The sequence below is a fragment of the Bradyrhizobium diversitatis genome (genome assembly GCF_016031635.1).
Taxonomy (GTDB): Bacteria; Pseudomonadota; Alphaproteobacteria; order Rhizobiales; family Xanthobacteraceae; genus Bradyrhizobium; species Bradyrhizobium diversitatis.
On sequence record NZ_JACEGD010000008.1, the window covers coordinates 51093 to 71412 of the forward strand.

General features: G+C 64.2%; 22 protein-coding genes. 13 read left to right on the top strand and 9 right to left on the bottom strand.

Annotated features, from left to right (window positions below; all coding sequences use genetic code 11):
- The first annotated feature begins 193 nt into the window (after positions 1-193).
- From H1B27_RS09335 to H1B27_RS09375, 9 genes are all read left to right on the top strand, one after another.
- The gene (locus H1B27_RS09335) at positions 194-967 is read left to right on the top strand and encodes a motility protein A (protein ID WP_061877700.1); all 774 of its coding nucleotides are present in this window, start codon (positions 194-196) and stop codon (positions 965-967) included.
- 23 nt (positions 968-990) lie between these two features.
- Positions 991-1821: an OmpA/MotB family protein gene (locus H1B27_RS09340; protein ID WP_061877699.1), complete on the top strand. Its 831-nt coding sequence runs from the start codon at positions 991-993 to the stop codon at positions 1819-1821.
- A 173-nt stretch (positions 1822-1994) separates the two neighbouring features.
- Positions 1995-3896: a potassium transporter Kup gene (locus H1B27_RS09345; RefSeq protein WP_197965858.1), complete on the top strand. Its 1902-nt coding sequence runs from the start codon at positions 1995-1997 to the stop codon at positions 3894-3896.
- A 140-nt stretch (positions 3897-4036) separates the two neighbouring features.
- On the top strand, positions 4037-5965 hold the full coding sequence (locus H1B27_RS09350; RefSeq protein ID WP_197965859.1) for a potassium transporter Kup: 1929 nt from the start codon (positions 4037-4039) through the stop codon (positions 5963-5965).
- A gap of 157 nt (positions 5966-6122) precedes the next feature.
- Positions 6123-6449, top strand: coding sequence for a rhodanese-like domain-containing protein (locus H1B27_RS09355; protein ID WP_061877747.1), 327 nt, complete (start codon positions 6123-6125; stop codon positions 6447-6449).
- Positions 6450-6470: 21 nt separating this feature from the next.
- Positions 6471-7649 (top strand): aminotransferase, encoded by a 1179-nt coding sequence (locus H1B27_RS09360; protein WP_061877696.1) that lies wholly within the window; start codon positions 6471-6473, stop codon positions 7647-7649.
- Between the two features lie 2 nt (positions 7650-7651).
- A complete protein-coding gene (locus H1B27_RS09365) occupies positions 7652-8776 on the top strand; it encodes a polyamine ABC transporter substrate-binding protein (protein ID WP_197965860.1) in 1125 nt (374 codons plus the stop codon).
- A gap of 79 nt (positions 8777-8855) precedes the next feature.
- Positions 8856-9086: a DUF433 domain-containing protein gene (locus H1B27_RS09370; protein ID WP_197965861.1), complete on the top strand. Its 231-nt coding sequence runs from the start codon at positions 8856-8858 to the stop codon at positions 9084-9086.
- A 1-nt stretch (position 9087) separates the two neighbouring features.
- Positions 9088-9444 (top strand): DUF5615 family PIN-like protein, encoded by a 357-nt coding sequence (locus tag H1B27_RS09375; protein WP_197965862.1) that lies wholly within the window; start codon positions 9088-9090, stop codon positions 9442-9444.
- Between the two features lie 7 nt (positions 9445-9451).
- On the opposite strand, the gene H1B27_RS09380 is transcribed toward H1B27_RS09375, so the two are convergent.
- From H1B27_RS09380 to H1B27_RS09405, 6 genes are all read right to left on the bottom strand, one after another.
- Positions 9452-10384 carry a lipid A biosynthesis lauroyl acyltransferase gene (locus H1B27_RS09380; protein ID WP_197965863.1) on the bottom strand — a complete coding sequence of 311 codons (933 nt, stop codon included), beginning with the start codon at positions 10382-10384 and terminating at the stop codon, positions 9452-9454.
- A gap of 8 nt (positions 10385-10392) precedes the next feature.
- Positions 10393-11670 (bottom strand): beta-ketoacyl-ACP synthase, encoded by a 1278-nt coding sequence (locus H1B27_RS09385; RefSeq protein WP_197965864.1) that lies wholly within the window; start codon positions 11668-11670, stop codon positions 10393-10395.
- 21 nt (positions 11671-11691) lie between these two features.
- Positions 11692-12897 carry a beta-ketoacyl-ACP synthase gene (locus H1B27_RS09390; protein ID WP_061877690.1) on the bottom strand — a complete coding sequence of 402 codons (1206 nt, stop codon included), beginning with the start codon at positions 12895-12897 and terminating at the stop codon, positions 11692-11694.
- Entirely contained in the window at positions 12894-13364 is a 471-nt protein-coding gene (locus H1B27_RS09395) for a 3-hydroxyacyl-ACP dehydratase FabZ family protein (RefSeq protein WP_061877689.1), read from the bottom strand. Before H1B27_RS09395 ends, H1B27_RS09390 begins: the two co-directional genes overlap by 4 nt.
- 10 nt (positions 13365-13374) lie before the next feature.
- Positions 13375-13662: an acyl carrier protein gene (locus H1B27_RS09400; RefSeq protein ID WP_007592476.1), complete on the bottom strand. Its 288-nt coding sequence runs from the start codon at positions 13660-13662 to the stop codon at positions 13375-13377.
- A 235-nt stretch (positions 13663-13897) separates the two neighbouring features.
- Positions 13898-14239, bottom strand: a complete 342-nt coding sequence (locus H1B27_RS09405; RefSeq protein ID WP_061877688.1) for a hypothetical protein — start codon at positions 14237-14239, stop codon at positions 13898-13900.
- Between the two features lie 318 nt (positions 14240-14557).
- On the opposite strand from H1B27_RS09405, the gene H1B27_RS09410 reads away from it, so the two are divergent.
- From H1B27_RS09410 to H1B27_RS09420, 3 genes are all read left to right on the top strand, one after another.
- Positions 14558-15178 carry a ParB-like protein gene (locus H1B27_RS09410; protein ID WP_197965865.1) on the top strand — a complete coding sequence of 207 codons (621 nt, stop codon included), beginning with the start codon at positions 14558-14560 and terminating at the stop codon, positions 15176-15178.
- 138 nt (positions 15179-15316) lie between these two features.
- Positions 15317-15460 (top strand): hypothetical protein, encoded by a 144-nt coding sequence (locus tag H1B27_RS09415; protein ID WP_165936396.1) that lies wholly within the window; start codon positions 15317-15319, stop codon positions 15458-15460.
- A 149-nt stretch (positions 15461-15609) separates the two neighbouring features.
- Entirely contained in the window at positions 15610-15777 is a 168-nt protein-coding gene (locus H1B27_RS09420) for a hypothetical protein (protein ID WP_197965866.1), read from the top strand.
- Positions 15778-15898: 121 nt separating this feature from the next.
- Here H1B27_RS09420 and H1B27_RS09425 read toward each other — a convergent pair whose 3' ends face one another.
- The 3 genes from H1B27_RS09425 to H1B27_RS09435 form a co-directional block, all read right to left on the bottom strand.
- Positions 15899-16402: an MgtC/SapB family protein gene (locus H1B27_RS09425; protein WP_061877686.1), complete on the bottom strand. Its 504-nt coding sequence runs from the start codon at positions 16400-16402 to the stop codon at positions 15899-15901.
- Between the two features lie 10 nt (positions 16403-16412).
- Positions 16413-16991 carry a peroxidase-related enzyme gene (locus tag H1B27_RS09430; protein ID WP_061877685.1) on the bottom strand — a complete coding sequence of 193 codons (579 nt, stop codon included), beginning with the start codon at positions 16989-16991 and terminating at the stop codon, positions 16413-16415.
- 135 nt (positions 16992-17126) lie between these two features.
- Positions 17127-18866 carry an ATP-binding protein gene (locus H1B27_RS09435; protein WP_156504817.1) on the bottom strand — a complete coding sequence of 580 codons (1740 nt, stop codon included), beginning with the start codon at positions 18864-18866 and terminating at the stop codon, positions 17127-17129.
- 436 nt (positions 18867-19302) lie between these two features.
- Here H1B27_RS09435 and H1B27_RS09440 point away from each other — a divergent pair, with 436 nt between their 5' ends.
- Complete coding sequence (locus tag H1B27_RS09440) at positions 19303-20271, top strand: catechol 2,3-dioxygenase (RefSeq protein WP_061877684.1); 969 nt, start codon at positions 19303-19305, stop codon at positions 20269-20271.
- The last annotated feature ends 49 nt before the right edge of the window (positions 20272-20320 follow it).

Consider the following 20320-nt stretch of genomic DNA (forward strand, 5'->3'; position numbering starts at 1 on the left):
CAATGGTTAGCGAAGTGTTGAAGTTCCTGTCGCCGGACGTCAATCGCAGCGGGCGCTGCGGCATGCAGCACACTGTCCAGACTTAACCTTTACGCGACTTTAAGGGCGGGCCTCTAGGGTTTCCGATGTGGTTCGGGGTCGGGCCGCACCAGCGGCCAGGACGGCCGTTGTCGCGTACGCGTTGGAGTCGATAATGGATATCGCAACACTTGTCGGCCTGGCCGCGGGCGCCACTGTTGTGTCGACGCTGATCTTGATGGGCGGCAGCTTCGGGATGTTTTACGACATCCACGCCGTGATCGTCATCTTCGGCGGTTCGTTCGCCGCAACGATGATCCGCTTTCCATTGTCCGCGATGATCCATGGCGTGCCGCTCGGCGCGAAGTTTGCTTTCACCCTGAGCCGCCTTTCGGCTCACGACCTCGTCGACGAACTCGCCCGCATCGCGGAAATCGCTCGCAAGCAGGGGCCGGTCGGGCTGGAAAAGGTCGAGACCGACGAGCCGTTCCTCGCCAAGGGCATCCGCTATGTCGCCGACGGCTACGACCTCGATTTCATTCGCGACAATCTGGAGCGCGACCGCGACAATTTCCTGATGCACCTCGACGAAGGCAGCAAGATCTACCGCGCCGTCGGCGACTGCGCCCCGGCGTTCGGCATGATCGGCACGCTGCTCGGCATGGTGCAGATGTTCTCCAACATGTCGGACCCTTCCAAGCTCGGCCCGTTCATGGCCACCGCGCTGCTGGCGACGCTGTATGGCGCGGTTGTCGCCAACCTGATCTGTTTGCCGATAGCCGACAAGCTGCATGGCAAGCTGCTCGACGAAGAAACGAACCGCACCTTGATCATCGACGGCATCCTGATGATCCGCGATTCCAAGAGCCCGACGCTCGTGCGCGAAATGCTGCTGGCCTATCTGCCAGAGAAGCATCGTCACACCGAGGGAGAGCCGGTGCCGGCGTAACGCCGCGCGCCGGGATTTGAGAGATGGCCAAGAAGAAGCGCGGCAATGCTCACGGCGGCGGTCACGGCTGGTTCGTGACCTTCGCCGACCTGATGGCGTTGCTGCTGGCATTTTTCGTGATGCTGGTTGCGTTCTCCACGCAGGACGCCAACAAGCTGAAGATCGTCGCGGGCTCGATGCGCGAGGCGTTCGGCGTTCAGAGCGAAGCGCGCTACTCCGGCATCGTCGAATCCGACGGCCTGCCGACCCGTCCGCGACTGAAAAATGTCGACCATATCCAGCCCGAGGACGCCTCCAACACGCCGACGCCGGACCAGGAAGACCGCGACAAGACGTCGGGCGCGAAGATCAAGGTCGACCGCAATTTCGCGCTGGCCGCGGCCTCGCTGCGCCAGGCGTTGCAGGACATGCCGGAATTGACCGAGATGTCCAAGCACATCATGTTCGAGGAGACCAAGCAGGGCCTCAACCTGGAGATCGTCGACCAGGACGGCCGCTCGATGTTCGCCGACGGCTCCAAGGTGCCCTATGACCGCACCCGCCGCCTGGTCGAGAAGCTTGCGATTCCGCTCAAGGCCACGCCGCTGCGCGTTTCCATCGCCGGCCACACCGCGGCAGGATTTGTACCGACCCGCAGCGACTATGGCGCCTTCGATCTGTCGGCCGACCGCGCCAACGCCGTGCGCCAGATCCTCGAGCGCGAAGGCCTGCCGCCGTCGCATATCTTCGCCGTCTCGGGCAAGGCGGATACCCAGCCGCTATTTCCGGACGATCCCTCGCTCGCGGCCAACCGTCGGGTGACCATCACCCTGATGCGCGAGGATCCGCCGCTGCCGCCGAATCTGAAACCGTAACCCCCTTGCGCTACCATTCTACCTGAGGCATGTCGTCGCGCTGGCGATGAACGTTGCCACGGCGTCACAGCTTCTGTCGCGGCGCCTGCTATGGTGCCGGGCCGATTGACAGGCGCGACGGAAGCGTCAATAGGCGCCGGATCGAATTCAGGGACGAAGCGTTTCTCACCCCCATGACGGCGAGCATCACATCGACCGAGACCCAGGACGGGCAGCCGGTCACATCAGGCTTTTGGGCCCTTACGCTCGGGAGCATCGGCGTCGTCTTCGGGGATATCGGCACCTCGCCGCTTTACGCATTCCACGAGGCCGTCAAGGGCGCGGCCCACGGCGAGCCGGTCTCGCGGGTCATCGTGCTGGGCGTGCTCTCGCTGATCCTGTGGGCGCTGCTGATCGTCGTCACCGCCAAATACGTCCTGCTGCTTTTGCGCGCCGACAACAACGGGGAGGGCGGCACGCTGTCGCTGATGGCCCTCGGCCAGCGCGCGCTCGGGCGGCGAAGCTGGGTCCTGCTCGCGCTCGGTGTGGTCGGCGCCTCCATGTTCATCGGCGATTCCATGATCACGCCGGCGATCTCGGTCCTCTCGGCGGTCCAGGGCCTCAAGCTCGCGACCCCCGCGCTCGAGCACTATGTCGTGCCGCTCACCGTCCTCATTCTGGTGCTGCTGTTCGCTGTCCAGAGCAAGGGAACCGCATTGGTCGCCTCGGCCTTCGGGCCGGTGATGGTGGTCTGGTTCGCCGTCATCGCCGTGATGGGGGCCGTCCACATCGCCGACGACCCTTCCGTGCTGGCGGCAATCAATCCCTATTACGCGGTGCAGTTCGTGCTGTCGCACGGCGTGATCGGCCTCGTGACACTCGGCGCCGTGTTCCTGGCGGTGACGGGCGGCGAGGCGCTTTATGCCGATCTCGGCCATTTCGGCCGCAAGCCGATCCAGTCGGCCTGGATGTTCTTCGTGCTGCCCGCGCTTCTGATCAACTATTTCGGACAGGGTGCGCTGGTGCTGTCCGATCCCAGCGCGATCGAACATTCCTTTTATCGCATGGTGCCCGAGAGCCTGGTGCTGCCGCTGGTCGGACTTGCGACTGCCGCAACCGTGATTGCGAGCCAGGCGGTGATCACCGGCGCCTATTCGCTGGTCTACCAGGCCGTACAACTCGGGCTGCTGCCGCGTTTCGAGGTGCGTTACACCTCCGAATCGCACGCGGGCCAGATCTATCTGCCGCGCGTGAACCGCCTGCTGCTGATCGGCGTCATGCTGCTGGTGCTTTTGTTCCACACCCCCAGCAATCTGGCCTCGGCCTACGGCATTGCGGTCTCCACCACCATGGTCGCTGACGGCATCATGGGCTTCGTCGTGATCTGGAAGTTGTGGAACTGGCGCGCGGCGACGGCCGCGGCCGTGATCGTCCCCTTCGTCATCGTCGATTTGAGCTTCTTCAGCGCCAACCTCCTCAAGCTGCTCGAAGGCGCCTGGGTGCCGCTGCTGTTCGGCGTCGTCATGGCAGGGATGATCTGGACCTGGCGCAAGGGCTCCGCAATTCTGATCCAGAAGACGCGACGGATCGAGGTGCCGCTGGACGACCTGATCCGCAGCCTGGAGAAGCGGCCGCCGCATATCGTCAAGGGCACGGCGGTGTTCCTCACCAGCGATCCGGCCTTCGTACCGACCGCGCTGCTGCACAATCTCAAGCACAACAAGGTGCTGCATGAGCACAACGTGATCCTGACGATCGAGACCGCGCATACGCCGCGGGTCGATCTGTCGGAGCGGTTCAGGATGGAGAAGATCAGCGACAAGTTCTCCAAGGTCCGTCTGCGCTTCGGCTATATGGAGCAGCCGAACGTGCCGAAGGCGCTCGCCATCGCGCGCAAACAGGGCTGGCAGTTCGACATCATGTCGACGTCGTTCTTCGTGTCGCGGAGATCGCTGAAGGCCTCGGCGCAATCGGGCATGCCGCTGTGGCAGGACCATTTGTTCATCGCGCTCAGCCGGTCCGCCAATGACGCCACCGACTATTTCCAGATTCCCACCGGGCGGGTGGTTGAAGTCGGAACCCAAGTCACCATCTAACCGCAAATATGCGAGCCATGCAGATTTGCATGACTAGGGCCCGAAAACGGGCTAGGCTATGCCGACAGCGCAGGACTATAAGCCGCGCGCTCCTCCGCCGTTGTGCAGTGAAGCATTTTTAGAGGCCACTGGGCTCTCCCATGACAAACGACGCAGCGATTACCGCCCCGGAAACGGCGGCGGTCAATGGGCATGGTGAGGCCCACACCACCGCCGGTTTCGGTGCGCTGACGCTCGGCAGCATCGGCGTCGTCTATGGCGATATCGGCACCAGCCCGCTCTACGCGTTCCGCGAGGCGGTGACGGCGGCTTCCGGGCACGACGGCCTGCCGACGGCAGCGGCCGTGCTCGGCGTGCTCTCCCTGATCCTGTGGGCGCTCATCATCGTGGTGACGCTCAAATATGTCGTGATCCTGCTCCGCGCCGACAACAACGGCGAGGGCGGCACGCTGGCGCTGATGGCGCTGGCCCAGCGTGCGGTGGGCGCCGGCAGCACGACCATCGTGCTGCTCGGCATCATTTCCGGAGCCTTGTTCTACGGCGATGCCGTGATCACGCCGGCGCTCTCGGTGCTGTCGGCGATCGAGGGCATGAAGGACGTCACCCTGAAGTTCGAGCCTTACATCGTTCCGCTGACCGTGGTGATCCTGGTCGCTCTGTTCGCCGTGCAATCCCGCGGCACCGCCCGCGTTGCCGCCTTCTTCGGTCCGATCATGTGCGTCTGGTTCGCAGTCCTCGCTGCGGCGGCGATCCATCCGATCATCGAGCAGCCGCAGGTGCTGTACGCGCTGAACCCGCTCTATGCCGTGTCCTTTATGCTCCACCACGGCCTGATCGGCTTCGTGACGCTGGGCGCGGTGTTCCTGGCCGTCACCGGCGCCGAGGCGCTCTATGCCGACCTCGGCCATTTCGGCAAGCGGCCGATTCAGACCGCCTGGCTGTCCATCGTGCTGCCGTCGCTGGCGCTGAACTATCTGGGGCAGGGGGCGCTGGTGCTCGCCGATCCCGGCGCGATCGTCAGCCCGTTCTTCCAGCTCTTTCCTCAAGGTTTTGTCCGCGGCTGCATGGTCGTGCTCGCGACCATGGCGACCGTGATCGCAAGTCAAGCGGTCATCACCGGCGCCTATTCGCTGACGCGGCAGGCGATCCAACTTGGCCTGCTGCCGCGCTTTGAAATTCGCCATACGTCGGAAGCCCATTCCGGCCAGATCTTCATCCCACGCATCAACCAGTTGCTGCTGGTCGCGGTGGTGCTGCTGGTGCTCATGTTCCGCTCCTCCAGTGCCCTGGCCTCGGCCTACGGCATCTCGGTCACCGGCACCATGGTGGTCACGGCCATGATGGGCTTTGTCGTGATCTGGAAGGTCTGGCGATGGTCGCCATTCGCCGCCGCCGCTCTCATTGCGCCATTCCTGTTCCTCGACCTGACCTTCCTCTCCGCCAACCTGCTCAAGGTCGTCGAGGGCGGCTGGGTGCCGCTGGCGCTCGGCGCGCTCATGATCATCCTGATGTACACGTGGCGGCGCGGCAGCCGGCTCTTGTTCGAGAAGTCGCGCAAGCTCGAGTTCCCGCTCGCCGACCTCGTCGCCATGCTGGAGAAGCGGCCGCCCCAGCGCGTGCCGGGAACCGCGGTATTCCTCACCTCGGACCCAATCAGCGCGCCGACCGCGCTGATGCATAGCCTGAAGCACTACAAGGTGCTGCACGAGAAGAACGTCATTCTCACCATCGAGACCGCGCAGACCCCGCGCATCGATCCGTCCGAGCGCGTCAGGCTGGAGCAGATCTCACCGACCTTCTCCAAGGTGACGCTGAAGTTCGGCTTCATGGAATCGCCCAACGTGCCGAAGGCGCTGGCGATCGCCCGCAAGCTGGGCTGGCAGTTCGACATCATGTCGACCTCGTTCTTCCTGTCGCGCCGGGCGCTGAAGCCCGCCGTCCATTCCGGCATGCCGCGGTGGCAGGACCGGCTGTTCATCTCGCTCAGCCGCTCCGCCAACGACGCCACCGACTATTTCCAGATCCCGTCCGGCCGCGTGGTCGAGGTCGGCACGCAGGTGACCATCTAGGGTGGGGATTCGCCGCGGACTTCAAGCCGCTGCGATTTAGCTTTAACTTGCGCCGCGCGGCTCAAGCCTTTGTAGTGCTTGATTTTCACCTCCCGAGAGGCGAGGTTGCCGGCCGCCGGGGTCGCCCCGGCATGCGCCTGCGACGTTGGAGGATGATGTGGCGAATCAAGTACAGGATCTGACCCCGGACGAGGTTTCCAAGGGCATCGCGGAAGGGCGCTATCTGCTCGTCGACGTTCGCGAACCGAACGAGGTTCAAGCCGAGGCTTACCCTTACGGCGTCGTGGTTCCGCTCTCGACCTTCGATCCCAAGGCGATTCCCGATCCCGCCGGCAAGGAGGTCGTGTTCGCCTGCCGCTCGGGAAAACGCTCCGTGACGGCCTCGCTGGCGGCGCAGGCGGCGGGCCTTCCTTACGACAAGCATCTGGCCGGCGGCATGCTGGGCTGGAAGGCGGCGGGGCTCCCCAGCAAGGTCGGTGGCTGATCGGCCCCAATGTCTAACAAGATGTCCAAAAGCTCGTCCCTGAACAAGGTCTTTGCCGACCTTCCCGTCACCATCTTCGAGGCGATGTCGCAGGCGGCCCGCGACAACAATGCCATCAATCTCGGGCAGGGCTTTCCCGACGATCCCGGCCCCGAGGACATCCGCCGCGCCGCGGCCGAGGCCTCGCTGAACGGCTACAACCAGTACCCGTCGATGATGGGCCTGCCGGAGCTGCGCCGGGCAATCGCGACCCATTATGGCCACTGGCACGGCCTCACGCTCGATCCGATGAGCGAAGTGATGGTGACCTCCGGCGGCACCGAGGCGCTGACCTCGGCGATCCTCGCGGTGGTCCAGCCCGGCGACGAGGTGGTCTGCTTCCAGCCGGTCTACGATTCCTATTTGCCCATCATCCGCCAGGCGGGCGGCATTCCGCGCCTGGTCCGTCTCGAGCCGCCGCACTGGCGGCTGAATGAGGACATGCTGAAAAGCGTCTTCAATTCAAAGACCAAGGCGGTGCTGTTCAACAATCCCTTGAATCCTAGCGCGGTGGTCTATCCGCGCGAGGACCTCGAGCTGCTCGCGCGCTACTGCCAGGAGTTCGACGTCATCGCGATCTGCGACGAGGTCTGGGAGCACGTCACCTTCGACGAGCACAAGCACGTCCCGCTCATCACCATTCCCGGCATGCGCGAGCGCACCATCAAGGTCGGCTCGGCCGGCAAGATCTTCTCGCTGACCGGCTGGAAGATCGGCTTCGTCTGCGCCGCACCGCCCTTGCTGCGCGTCGCCGCCAAGGTGCACCAGTTCCTGACCTTCACCACCGCGCCGAACCTGCAGGCCGCCGTCGCCTACGGCCTCGGCAAGTCCGACGACTATTTCCTGTCGATGCGCAAGGATCTGACGCGGAGCAGGGACCGCCTGACCAGGGGTCTGGAGAGCCTCGGCTTCCCTGTGCTGAAGTCGCAAGGCACCTACTTCCTTACCGTCGACCTGTCACCGCTCGGGCTGAACGAGAGCGACACGGAATTCTGCTGGCGGATCGTGAAAGACTACAAGGTTGCGGCGATCCCGGTCTCGGCCTTCTACGAGCAGGACCCCGTAACCTCGGTGGTGCGCTTCTGCTTTGCCAAGAAGGACGAGACGCTCGACACCGCGCTGGAGCGGCTGTCGGACGCGGTGCGTGGACGCAAGAGGTAGGGATGACGAACGTCAGCCGCTCCGGGTTTTGCCTCGGTCTTGCAATCGCCGCGGCGTTGACGTTGCTTTCGCCTCCCGCAGCGGCCGCGGAGCGCGTCGTCAACTTCTACAACTGGTCCAACTACATGGCGCCGGATGTCCTTGAAGCCTTCACCAGGGAGACCGGCATCAAGGTGGTCTACGACACCTTCGATGCCAACGAGACGCTGGAGACGCGCCTGATGGCCGGCAAGTCCGGCTATGACGTCGTGGTCCCCACCGCCTATTTCCTGCAGCGACAGATCAAGGCCAACATCTTCCAGAAACTCGACAAGTCGAAGCTGCCGAACCTTAGCAATGCCTGGCCGGTGGTGACGCAGCGTCTCGGCATCTACGATCCCGGCAACGTCTACGCCGCCAACTACATGTGGGGCACGACGGGCATCGGCTACAACATCGCCAAGGTGAAGCAGATCCTTGGGGCTGACGCGAAGATCGACAGCTGGGACATCGTCTTCAAGCCGGAGAACCTGGCAAAGTTCAAAGATTGCGGCGTGCACATGCTCGACTCCGCCGACGACATCTTTCCGGCGGCGCTGAGCTGGCTCGGGCTCGATCCGAACTCGACCAAGCAGGCCGACCTCGAGAAGGCCGCCGAGGCCGTCGCGAAGGTTCGCCCGTCGGTGCGCAAATTTCACTCGTCCGAATATCTCAGCGCACTCGCCACCGGCGAGATCTGCTTCGTGGTCGGCTGGTCCGGCGACATCATGCAGGCGCGGGCCCGGGCGGCCGAAGCCAAGAAAGACAACAGCAGTGGCATCGAGATCGGCTATGCCATTCCGAAGGAGGGTGCGCAGATGTTCTTCGACAATCTCGCGATCCCCGCGGATGCCAAGAACGTCAAGGAAGCCTACGAGCTGATCAACTACCTCTACCGCCCCGACGTTGCCGCCAAGAACTCGGACTTCCTGTCCTACGCGAGCGGCAATCTCGCCAGCCAGAAGCTGGTCGATCCAAAAATCCTGGGCGACAAGAACATCTATCCGGACGAGGCGACGCTCGCAAAGCTGTTCGTCATCACGGCGCGCGAGCCGGCGACGCAGCGGATCATCAACCGGCTCTGGACCAGGGTGAAGACGGGACGGTAAAGGCAGTTAGGTTCCAAATTCGCTGTCCCGCGCGAATTGGTGTACTATCTGCCTCAGCTGACAGACTAGGCCTTGAGCAATGACAGATCACCCTCGCATTTCGCTCGCACCTGATGTCCTCGCCGGCAAGCCCGTGATTCGCGGGACCCGCATTGCGGTCGAGTTCATCATCGGATTGATGGCAGACGGTTGGAGCGAAGCCGATATTCTGGCGAACTATCCGGGCATTTCCCGCGAGGACATTCTCGCGTGCTTGGCCTACGCACGCGACTCACTGAGCGTCGAACGGGTTCACCCGACCGCGGCTTGAGATGCGTTTCCTCGCGGACGAGAATTTTCCTGGCTCCGCCGTCGATGTACTTCGTGCATCAGGTCACGACGTCATCTGGATCAGAGCTTCGGCTCCTGGTAGCAGCGATCGCGAAGTGTTGGCGCGAGCGTCGCACGAACAACGGATCCTGCTCACCTTTGATAAGGACTTTGGGGAGTTGGCCAAAGCGTCATCGCTGCCGACCGCATGCGGTATCGTATTGTTGCGCATTCCTCCGCCGGCACCCGGGCGGATTGGCAAAGTGCTCGCCGACCTGATCTTGGCCCGTGACGATTGGGCGGGCCATTTTTCTGTGATCGAGCCTGGCCGAGTCCGAATGCGGCCGCTGAGCAAATAGCGCCAGCCTACCGCCACCTTCGGTGCAGCCACAGCCACTGCTCCGGATGCTCGCGCACCCAGCCTTCCACCACGCTCGTGATCGCCTGCGTGGTACCCTGGATGTCGATCTTGCCATCGGCATCGCGCACCGGCTTGACCTCTTCGGTCAGCTCGCCGCGGAAGCGGCCGTCGGGCAGGCGGATGATGCGGACGCCATGGATCGGGCATTCGATCTGGCGCAAGAGCCGCGCCAGCATCGGGTTGGCGCGAGTCTTGCGGCCGAAGAAGGTGACTTCGACGCCGCCGGTCAGATACTGGTCGATCAGCATCGCGACGTGCTTGCCATCCTTCAGCGCCTGCGCGAGCCGCAGCGGCGCGTCGCGGCCGGCCGGGATCAGCGTGCCCATGTTGACCTGGCGCATCTCCTGGATGATGCGGTCGGCCGAGGCGATGTTCGGGCGGCGATAGAGAATCGCGGTATCCAGGCCATGCGCGACCGCGGCGAGCGCCGGCAATTCCCAGTTCGCAAGGTGAGCGGCGAAGATCAGCGCCGGCTTGCCATCGTCGCGGATCTGGTCGAACAGCTCGATGCTGCGCGGGGAAATCTCCATTCGACTCTTCTCCGGGCCATCGCGATCGTAGTCCCAGACGTGGTCGATATGGGCGAACTCGGCGCCGACGCGGCCGAGATTGTCCCAGACGCCCATCAGGATCCGGTCGATCTCCTCCGGCGATTTCTCCGGAAAGGCGGCGGTGAGGTTGGCGCGGCCGATGCGGTGCTCGCGCAGGCGCGGGCCGATCAGCTTGACGGCGCGCGCGAAGAAGTCCGAGGTCTTGGCCGGATCGAAATAGCGCGTGGTGCGCAGCATCGCGACCGTCGCCGCGCCGATCAGGCTTCCGCCGAGCGATTTGGCAGCCTCCCGCGCGCGGGCCTTCGTGCTCGCAGGAAGCAGCGCCATGCGTCCGGTCAGAACGGTTCGCGGGTCAGGATCAGCGAGGCGTTCTGACCGCCGAAGCCGAACGAATTCGACATCACCGCGGTCACGCGGGCGTCGCGCGCCTTGTTGCCGACGACGTTGAACAGGATTGCGGGATCAGGAATGTCGTAGTTGATGGTCGGCGGAATGCGCTGATGCTCGAGCGTCAGCAGCGAGAAGATCGCCTCCACCCCGCCGGCGGCCGAGATGGTGTGGCCGACCATCGACTTGTTGGAGGTGACCGGAATCTTCTGCGCGAGCTCGCCGAACACCGCCGATGTCGTGTTGAACTCCATCTTGTCGTTTTCGGGTGTCGAGGTGCCGTGCGCGTTGATGTGGTCGATCTGGTCCGGCGTCATGCCGGCATCGGCCAGCGTCTTGTTCATGCAGCCGATGATCGGCTTGCCGTCGGGCGAGGAGCGGGTGCGATGGAAGGAATCGGTGAGCTCGCCGCAGCCGGCAATCACGCCGAGGATCTTCGCGCCGCGCGCAGTCGCCGCCTCGTAGCTTTCGAGCACCAGTGCGCCGGCGCCTTCGGCCATCACAAAACCATCGCGGTTCTTGGAGAAGGGACGGGAGGCTGCTTGCGGCGGATCGTTCTGGGTCGACAGCGCCGACAGCAGCGAGAAGCGCACCAGCGCTTCCGGGTTCACGGTGCCGTCGGTCGCGACGCACAGCGCGGCATCGGTCTCGCCGCGGCGGATCGCCTCGACGCCGAGCTGGATCGAGGTCGCACCCGAGGCGCAGGCCGTGGACAGCGAGATCGGCGACCCCTTGGTGCCGAACGTCTCGGCGAGAGATGCGGCGACCGAGCCGAACATGAAGCGATGATGGTAGGCGCTGTACTTGCCGCCGCCGGAAATGCGCAGCAGATCGTCATAGTTGATGTCGAGCTGGCCGACGGCGCGCCCCAGTTCGCGACGCTGCGGCCATTCCACCTCGACCGGCGCAACGGCAAGAAAGAGGGGGCCGGGGAAATCGGCCTTGGCGCCGATGCCGGCCTGCTCCAGCGCTTCCTGCGTCGCGATCTCGGCCATCCGTTCGGACAGGGCGGTGGACGAGAACGGATCGACGCTGACGAAATCGACCGTGCCCGCCATCGTGGTCTTCAGGCCGTCGATCGGAAAACGCGTGATGGTGCGGATACCGGATTCGCCGGCGACGAGCTTCGCCCAATTATCGGCCTTGCCGGCACCGAGCGACGTCAAGATGCCCATGCCGGTGACGACGACGACGGGGCGCCCGAATTTGTCGCGTGCTGCAGTCATGTCGATCCCCGCTTGAGCTAACTAAACTGCCTCGACCAGCGCCATGCCTTCGCCGCGCCAGTGTCCAGCTCCCACCACCACAATCTGGGTGGGCGCCCCCTGCATTTCAATCTCGGTGCCGGTCGAATCGTTCGGCGGGAACAGTGCACCACGCGAGATCGACAGCGCAGCGAGCGCAATTCCGAGCGGGAATTGCGTCTCCATGGCGTGGCCGAACACCGTGCCGGTCGAGCGCACCGGAAAGTCGGCATGGCCCTTCAGGAAGCCGTGCTCTTCCGAGGTCGCGGGCTCGGCACCGGTCGCTCCGGTGATGATGGCGCCCTTACCCTCGCGCCTCGGCAGCTTGGCCCACAGCTTTTCCAGCGTCGCGGCCATGTCGCCGGGTCGCTTGCGTTTGGCGAGGTCCGCGACGACGCTCGACAATTTCGCGAACGGCTTTGCGCCGCGCGCTTGCGCATGCGTCTTCGATTCCAGCACCAGGAAGGCGCCGGCCGAGCCGAGCGCGAAGCCGGCGTGATCCTTGCGCGCCCATACGGGAGCGAACTTGTCCTTGAGGTTGAAGTCGCCGAATTCGTAGAGGACCAACAGGTCCTTGCGCTCGCCATTGTGCGAGCCGCCGACCAGCGCGATGTCGCTTTCGCCCGAGGCGATGCGCGCAAGCGCAATGCGGGCGGCATCGGCGCCGGCGACCTCTTCGCCCATGAACGTGCGCGAAGTGCCACCCAGGCCGTGCACGATGGCGATGTTGCCGGCGAGCAGGTTGGAGAGCTGGGCCAAAAACAGCGTCGGCCTGAGATCGCTCATCAAGCGCTCGTTGAGGAAGCCGGGCGCGTTGGCGCCCTTGGCCTCGGCCGTCAGCACGCCGCTGTCGACGTTGAGATCGCGCTCTCCGCCGCCGGCGGCGACGACCATGTCGATCTTCGACAGGATATCCTTGTTGCCCTTGATGCCGGCGGAATCGAGCGCAAGACCGGCGGCATATGTGCCGATGCGCTGCCAGGCTTCCATCTGGCGCTGATCGCCCTTCTTCGGGATCTGGCTGTCGAAGGCAACGGGCATCAGCGGATGCACGATGTAGGGCGCAAAGCCCTTCTCGTCGACATTGATTCGCTTCTCCTGAAGCGCGGCCCAGTTGGCGTCCAGACCCTCGCCGAGCGAGGTCGCAAGGCCAATGCCGGTGATCCAGACTTCGGTCTGGCCGGGCTTCGAAGCGGGAGTGTCAGTCATGGCGATACGGCCTGTTGCGGAAAGCCGACACGCTCGGCGACTTTCGCCATGTATCCGCGCATATCCGCATTGGGGAAGGGGATCAGCGTGAAGGTGAGCGCCGAATTGGCGCGCAGCTTGCCGCCGACTCTGATCTTGGCTTCGGTCATCGCATAGCCGGAGCCTTCATGGGTGAGGCGCGCTTCGATGCTCATGAGATCGCCGGGGAAGACCGAGCCGCGGACCTTCGCCTCCTTCACGGCGGCCAGGATCGGCATACGCTCGAACCTGAATACGCCGAGCTGAAGCCAGCCCGAGGCCTGCGCCATCGATTCGATCAGGAGCACGCCGGGCATCAAGGGATAGCCCGGGAAGTGCCCCTCGAAGATGGTGCTCTCCTTCGGGACCTGCGCTTCGACGACGATCGTCTTCTCGTCGACCTTGAGGTCGACGATGCGGTCGATCATGTGGAAGTATTCGAGTTGCATGACTGCGCCCTTAGGCGCTCGCGCCCTTGGCCGCAACCAGTTCGTCGATGCGGGCGCACAGGTTCTTCAGCACGAAATATTGCTCGGTGGTCGCCTTGCCGTCGTTGACCTCCTGAGTCCACTTCTCCAGCGGCAGCTTGATGCCGAACTGCTTGTCGATCGCGAACGCGATGTCCAGAAAATCGAGGCTGTCGATGCCGAGGTCATCGATGGCGTGGCTATCGGGCGTGATCGTGTCGCGCGGGATGTCGCAGGTTTCAGCGATGATCGTGGCGACCTGATCGAATGTGGAAGACATCACTAAGCCTTTGATATATTGCGGGTATTTGTCAGATTGTCCAGAGTGGCACGGTGGGTGGGCATCGCGCCCCGAATGACGCCCTCAAACCCCCCTCTGGCCGGGTCGAAAGCCCGTATATCGGAGCGCCGCCCCGAGTTCAATGGAGCCGGGCAGGCCAAGGGGACCGCAAAGGGACAGGCTTGGGGATGCCCACCGGGGCCCTTCCGCCGGACGGCCAGCGGCGGGCCGGTCCCTAAATATGCGGCGTCGTGATCTTGACGCAGTCGCGGCGACCCATCAGCACGCAATCCTGGGTCCGGCGCAGGTCGGCGATGCTGACCGCGAGCCAGATCCCGATCGCGGTCAGCGCGATGGTGAAGGCCAGCGCCGCGATGTTGGCAAGCATGCGCTGGCGGAAATTGTCGGGTTCGGCGCGGGGCCGCTCGTAGCGCGACAGGTCCAGCCGTTCGGGAGCGACGCGCAACGGTTGTACGGTGCCGTTGCCGCGCTGGGCCGCCGTGGGAGGCGAGGTGCGCGGCCTGAACTGGAGCACCCGGTGCTCGTCATCCGAGCTTATGGGCCGCTGGTTGTTCATGGGGCGGGGATCACTCCGAAGCGCCGATTTAGATAGCATACGTGGCGCGCGCGTTGCAGAAAATCTTCTCAATGCTCGCGGGCATTTGTGCATTTGCACTATTTGTACATGGGCCGGTGTGGAGCCCACCGGGAACCGGCCGTCGTGGTGGTGGCGCGGGTTGCGCCGCAACGACAGGGATCGCGACGGCCACGGAGTTCGTCCCTTCGTCCCGCCAGTACCGACTTGTGATCTCGGCGTCCTTTCCGAACGCATTTTGTCGCCGCGGGGCCCATGGCATAGTCGCGGGAAGCCGGACTATCCGAGGACCTATCGATCATGACCAATACGCGCGAGCCGCGAGTGCATCCTGTCCCGATCCTGTCGCTCCGGCCGACGCAGATGACGGTCGGCATGCGCGAGGTCAGGGAGAAGCGCAAGCGCTGGCGCGAGCACGACGAGAAGAAGCAGGCTGATCTGCTCGGCAAGCACATGATCCCCGTCGTCTACGGCCCCGATTCGCGCTACTACGTGATCGATCATCATCATCTCGGCCGAGCGCTGCACGATGAAGGCGTCAAGGAGGTGTTGGTGACCATCGTCGGCGACCTCAGGATGGTCGAGCGCAAGGCATTCTGGGGCGTCATGGACAACAAGCGCTGGGCCTATCCCTACGACGCCAAGGGCGAGCGGAGATCGTTCCGCGACCTGCCGAAATCGGTTGCCGACCTCGAGGACGATCCGTTTCGCAGCCTTGCCGGCGAGTTGCGCCGCATGGGCGGCTTTGCCAAAGACACCACGCCGTTCTCGGAATTTCTGTGGGCTGATTTCCTGCGCCGACAGGTCTCGCGCAAGTTGGTGGAGTCCGATTTCGACAGGGCGATCGAGAAGGCGATGGCCGCAGCCAGAAGCAAGAATGCCATCTATCTGCCCGGCTGGTGCGGTCCGGCGGATGATTAGGGCCGTGGCGCCACCGGCACCACCAGCCGCACCACATCACGGTCGCTTGAGCGAAATCACTTTCCCGTCTCCATGAAGCGGTCCTGAAACAGGGCCACCCCACATCTTTGAGGTATCGAGCTTACACAGGAGGCCGGAATGCGCCGTCTGGTTCTTGCCATTGCCTTGCTCGCCGTCGCCTCAGCAGGGATTTCGGCATCGTTTGCCGCAGTTCACCACGCCAAGACATTGACATTTGCCGATCGTTTTGCGCCGGCGCTCGAGCTGATGACAAAACGCTAGCGGCTTGGCGGCCCGGACACGCTTGATCTTCCGCAAATTTGCGGCGGCGGCCGGCGGCTATGGTCCGCCTGCATGATTGCCGAAGCAGCATGGCGTCCCGATATCGAGGGCGAGGTGGGCTCCAGGTCATGCTGACTGGAGACATGGCCATGAGCATCATCTTTCGCATCCTCTTCGTCATCGCCGGCGCGGTCACCGCGCTGTTCGTTGCGCGCGATGCCCTGAACTTCACGATCATCCAGACCTTCGTTGCGATTCTGTTCGTGACCGCCATTCTGGGCGCTGGAAGTCTCTGGAGCCTGCGGCGGAAGACGTGAGCGAGACAGAATGCGGCAGCAGGCGAGCGGATTGCGGCAGATGCAGTGCTCGCCAGGCTCCTTCGATCCGATGAAGCCTTGCACGCGCTCGCCTCCGAGGCGATTGCGCGGCGTATGATCACTAGCCGCTATTGCGGGGACCCGCGGGCGGCGTGGTCTCCGGCCGATGCGGGTCCTCTTTGCCGCCGAGGGCGCGATGCAGCCAGCGCTCGATGCGGCGGCCGATCGTGAGCAGCACGAAGGCGACAGCGAGCGCGAGCAGGACGATCTTCCATTGTCCGACGCCGCAGGCAATGCCGAGACAGGCGGCGAGAAAGGTGCAGGCCGCGCTGGTCAGGCCCCGCACGCGAAAGCGGTCGCTCTCGTGGACGATGACCCCGGCACCGAGAAAGCCGATGCCGGTCAGGATGCCCTGGATCACACGGCTCGTCGCATCGGTCATCCTGCCGGGCTCGGCGAACTGGACTGCGAGCAGCACGACGGTTGCGGTGGAGAGCCCGACGATGCCGAGCGTCTTCAGCCCGATCGGCTTGCCGTGCAGGTCGCGGTTGAGGCCGATCGCGCCGCCGGCGAGCGTCGCCGCGCCGAGGCGAAGCAGGATTTCGGGCCAGTCCAGCTCGGTCATGTCTTGCCCGTCACGTCTTCGGCAGTCGTCCCATCAGGTAGAACTCCTCGTTCGGGCGCATGCCGGTGAAATTCGCCAGCCGGTTCGACAATGCGAAGAAGGCGGCGATCGCGGCGATGTCCCAGATGTCGTCGTCGCTGAAGCCGTGCGGTTGGAGCGTGGCGAAATCGTCCTCGGAAATCCGCTGCGCGTCAGTCGAGACCTTCATCGCGAAGTCGAGCATCGCCTTCTGCCGCGGGCTGATGTCGGCCTTGCGGTAGTTCACCGCGACCTGATCGGCAATCAGCGGGTTCTTGGCGCGGATGCGCAGGATCGCGCCGTGGGCGATCACGCAATATTGGCACTGGTTCGCGGCCGAGGTTGCCACCACGATCATCTCGCGCTCGGCCTTGGTGAGGCCGCCGTCCTTCTCCATCAGTGCGTCGTGATAGGCGAAGAACGCGCGGAACTCGTCGGGACGATAGGCCAGCGTCAGGAACACGTTCGGCACGAAGCCGCTCTTCTCCTGCACGGCAAGGAGGCGCGCACGGATGTCCTCGGGCAGCGTTTCGAGGGCGGGTGCGGGGAAGCGTTGCGTGGCTTTTGTCATGGGCATGGTTCCGGCTTGGGGCGGGAACCATAGTCGATGCGCGCGAGACGCTCCAGAGGCGTCGCAAGGTCTCGTGCCCCGGACGCGGCGCAGCAGCGTTGCACGCTGCGGCGCGTCCGGGACACGAGAGATGCGCTACCGCAGCGGCTTCTTCAACAGCGAGAAGCGGTCCGGGTCGAGGCCCATCGACGGCTGCAGCATCGGGGCTTCGACGCTGGACATCGACTTCGCCGGCGGCGCCGAGAACACGGGGTCGTTGGGCACGTCGCGCTGCGAGGTGGCGCCGCGCCAGCGTTCGAGCACTGCGCTGACGAAATGCATGTCGTGACCGGAGGTGACCGACGGCACGCTCGAGATGGTGGCCTCGCCGCGCGGCAATTGGTGCGGGGGCACTTCCTTGAAGCGCAGGCGCGTCGGCAATGCCACGCCTTCACCGAACGCCAGCACTTCACGCGTGCCGAGCGAGGGGACGAAGGAGAGCAGGTTCGCGGCGGCGTCCGAGACCGCGGCGCGCAGCAGCGCCTGGTCGCGGTCGTTGGCGAGCCGCATCGTGAACAGCGTGTTGCACTGGGAGATGATGGTGGCGTCGAGCTCGGCCGGACGCTGGGTGATGAGGCCGAGATAGACGCCGTATTTACGACCCTCCTTGGCGATGCGCGACACCGCCTTGCGGGTCGGCCCGAAGCCGACGTTGCGGTCGGCGGAGGCATAGCGATGCGCTTCCTCGCAGACGAACAGCAGCGGCGAGACGCCGTCGCTCCACAGGCCGAAGTCGAAGGCCATGCGGCACAGCACCGAGACGACGGAATCGATCACTTCGGCCGGGAAGCCGGCGAGCTGCATCACCGTCATCGGCTTGCCGTTGGCCGGCAGGCGGAACAGATGGCTGATCACCTCGGCCATGGTGTCGCCGCCGACATTGGCGTTGTCGAACATGAAGGCGTAGCGTGGGTCGTTGCGCACCGCCTCGATGCGCGAGATCAGCTTGTGATAGATGATGCGCGAGGAGCGGTTCTCGAGCTTGCCCATGCGCTCGTCGATCAGCGACAGCAGGTCGACCAGGCGATAGGGCACCGGCGTGTCGACGGTGTAGCCGATCTGCTTGGGGTCGATGCGCTTGAGGCCGATGCGGTCGGCGTTCTGGTACTGGGTGTAGACGCCCTTGGCCAGCGGGATCACCTCGGCGAGGATGTCGAGCTCCTCGGGCACGCCGGCGCGGCCGCCGAACAGCACGTCGACAATTTCCTCGAAGTTGAACAGCCAGAACGGCAGCTTCAGGTTCCGCGGGTTGAGCACCAGCGCGCGGTCGCCGAAGCAGCGGCCATATTCGTTGTGCACGTCGAGCAGGAAGATGCGCAGGTTCGGCCGCGCCTTCAGGATCTCATTGAGCAGGAGCGAGACGCCGGTCGATTTGCCGACGCCGGTCGAGCCCAGCACCGCAAAATGCTTGGACAGCATTTCCTCGACATCGACATAGGCGACGACGGAGCGATCCTGCTGGAGGAAGCCCACATTGATCTGGTCCGACCCGGTCGGCGCGTAGATCGTGCGCAGCTCCTGGCTGGTGATCAGGTCGACGGCATCGCCGATGGTGGGATAGTTGGTGACGCCGCGCTGGAATTTGGCCTTGTCCGCGGCGTTGAGGATCTCGCCGAGCAGGTCGACCGAGGCGATGGCGATGTAGCCGTCGGAGCTCGACAGGTTCTCGCAGGAGACCTCGGTGATCATCGCAACGATGACGGAGCTGGCGCAGCGAATGCTGACGAAACGGCCGACGGTCGCCCGAACCTCCGAGATCGGCATCTGGCTTGCCGCCAATAGCCCGACCCGGGCGAGCGATCCGCGAACCGAAATCACGCGTCCAAAGGATGTCACGATGAATGAACCCGGCAAGAGCTAAGGGATTTCCTCCGGACTATGCGCGGCCGTCGCTGGACAAAGGGTTAAACGCCGGGCGCGCCTGCTCCGTTAAATCAGCGGTAATTCGGCCAACAGGTTTGGCCCTGATGCATACTTGTGGGCGGAATCGCCGGGAAACTGCTGCTTTTCCGGGCCAATGCGTCCGGTCAACCTTAAGGAAGACTTTACCATCCAGGCGGGCGATCGCCGGTTTCGAAGACCCGCCGGTCCCGGCCGGGCCGTCATTTGCAGGGGCGCAGCGGCTTGATTTGTTGACGGGACCTAATCATTTGTACATTAGTACAAATCAAATCGCTGCCACCGGCGCCATGCGGGGCGCGCGTCGTTGTGCCCCGCGTTCAATCGCGCCGTCCGGTCCGGCGGATCGTAGCGACGTCCCTGGGAGGAAATCATGCAGCCCGAACCAATCCTCGATCTCGCCCATCTCGGCCACATGGAGCTGCTGACGCCGAAGCCCGCCGAGAGCCTGAAATTCTTCGTCGATGTCATGGGCATGACCATCAGCGGACGACAAGGCGAGTCGGTTTACTTGCGCGGTTGGGATGATTACGAGCGCTATTCGCTCAAGCTGACGGCGTCGAAGACCTCGGGCATGGGCCACATGGCGCTGCGCGCGCGCAGCCAGCAGGCGCTGGAGCGCCGGGTCGCGGCGCTGAATGGATCCGGCTTCGACATCGGCTGGATCGACGGCGACATGGGGCAGGGGCCGACCTTCCGCTGCCGCGATCCCGATGGCCACATCGTCGAGCTCTATTACGAGACCGAATGGTATCAGGCGCCGCCGGAGCTCAAGCCGGCGCTGAAGAACCAGGCGCAACGCTTTCCGGCCCGCGGCGTCAATGTCCGCCGTCTCGACCATCTCAACTGCCTCGCCGTCGACATCAAGGCCAACCGCGAGTTCTTCGAGACCTATCTCGGCTGCCGTCTCACCGAGCAGATCGTGCTCAATGACGGCCGGGAAGCGGCGATGTGGCTGACGATGTCGAACAAGAGCTACGACTTCGCCTATTCGCTCGACCATTCCGGCGTGCCGGGCCGCTTCCACCACGTCACCTATGCGCTCGACAGCCGCGAGGAGATTCTGCGCGCTGCCGACATCTTCCTGGAGAACGGCGTTCATATCGAGACCGGCCCGCACAAGCACGCGATCCAGCAGACTTTCTTCCTCTATGTCTACGAGCCCGGCGGCAACCGCGTCGAGGTCGCCAATGCCGGCGCGCGCCTCATTCTCGCGCCCGATTGGAAGCCGATCGTGTGGACCGAGGAGGAGCGCAAGAAGGGCCAGGCCTGGGGATTGAAGACGATCGAGTCGTTCCACACCCATGGCACGCCGCCGGTGGAGATGAAGAAGCACGGCTAGAGTCGCACATCCGACGTGTCATTCAGCGTCATTCCGGAGTCCGAGCGTA

What these genes read in the sequence shown, in the direction of transcription:
- H1B27_RS09335 (WP_061877700.1), top strand. Translation starts at nt 194, where the DNA reads ATGGATATCGCAACACTTGTCGGCCTGGCCGCGGGCGCCACTGTTGTG.
- H1B27_RS09340 (WP_061877699.1), top strand. Translation starts at nt 991, where the DNA reads ATGGCCAAGAAGAAGCGCGGCAATGCTCACGGCGGCGGTCACGGCTGG.
- H1B27_RS09345 (WP_197965858.1), top strand. Translation starts at nt 1,995, where the DNA reads ATGACGGCGAGCATCACATCGACCGAGACCCAGGACGGGCAGCCGGTC.
- H1B27_RS09350 (WP_197965859.1), top strand. Translation starts at nt 4,037, where the DNA reads ATGACAAACGACGCAGCGATTACCGCCCCGGAAACGGCGGCGGTCAAT.
- H1B27_RS09360 (WP_061877696.1), top strand. Translation starts at nt 6,471, where the DNA reads ATGTCCAAAAGCTCGTCCCTGAACAAGGTCTTTGCCGACCTTCCCGTC.
- H1B27_RS09365 (WP_197965860.1), top strand. Translation starts at nt 7,652, where the DNA reads ATGACGAACGTCAGCCGCTCCGGGTTTTGCCTCGGTCTTGCAATCGCC.
- H1B27_RS09370 (WP_197965861.1), top strand. Translation starts at nt 8,856, where the DNA reads ATGACAGATCACCCTCGCATTTCGCTCGCACCTGATGTCCTCGCCGGC.
- H1B27_RS09375 (WP_197965862.1), top strand. Translation starts at nt 9,088, where the DNA reads ATGCGTTTCCTCGCGGACGAGAATTTTCCTGGCTCCGCCGTCGATGTA.
- H1B27_RS09380 (WP_197965863.1), bottom strand. Translation starts at nt 10,384, where the DNA reads ATGGCGCTGCTTCCTGCGAGCACGAAGGCCCGCGCGCGGGAGGCTGCC.
- H1B27_RS09385 (WP_197965864.1), bottom strand. Translation starts at nt 11,670, where the DNA reads ATGACTGCAGCACGCGACAAATTCGGGCGCCCCGTCGTCGTCGTCACC.
- H1B27_RS09390 (WP_061877690.1), bottom strand. Translation starts at nt 12,897, where the DNA reads ATGACTGACACTCCCGCTTCGAAGCCCGGCCAGACCGAAGTCTGGATC.
- H1B27_RS09395 (WP_061877689.1), bottom strand. Translation starts at nt 13,364, where the DNA reads ATGCAACTCGAATACTTCCACATGATCGACCGCATCGTCGACCTCAAG.
- H1B27_RS09400 (WP_007592476.1), bottom strand. Translation starts at nt 13,662, where the DNA reads ATGTCTTCCACATTCGATCAGGTCGCCACGATCATCGCTGAAACCTGC.
- H1B27_RS09405 (WP_061877688.1), bottom strand. Translation starts at nt 14,239, where the DNA reads ATGAACAACCAGCGGCCCATAAGCTCGGATGACGAGCACCGGGTGCTC.
- H1B27_RS09410 (WP_197965865.1), top strand. Translation starts at nt 14,558, where the DNA reads ATGACCAATACGCGCGAGCCGCGAGTGCATCCTGTCCCGATCCTGTCG.
- H1B27_RS09415 (WP_165936396.1), top strand. Translation starts at nt 15,317, where the DNA reads ATGCGCCGTCTGGTTCTTGCCATTGCCTTGCTCGCCGTCGCCTCAGCA.
- H1B27_RS09420 (WP_197965866.1), top strand. Translation starts at nt 15,610, where the DNA reads ATGAGCATCATCTTTCGCATCCTCTTCGTCATCGCCGGCGCGGTCACC.
- H1B27_RS09425 (WP_061877686.1), bottom strand. Translation starts at nt 16,402, where the DNA reads ATGACCGAGCTGGACTGGCCCGAAATCCTGCTTCGCCTCGGCGCGGCG.
- H1B27_RS09430 (WP_061877685.1), bottom strand. Translation starts at nt 16,991, where the DNA reads ATGACAAAAGCCACGCAACGCTTCCCCGCACCCGCCCTCGAAACGCTG.
- H1B27_RS09440 (WP_061877684.1), top strand. Translation starts at nt 19,303, where the DNA reads ATGCAGCCCGAACCAATCCTCGATCTCGCCCATCTCGGCCACATGGAG.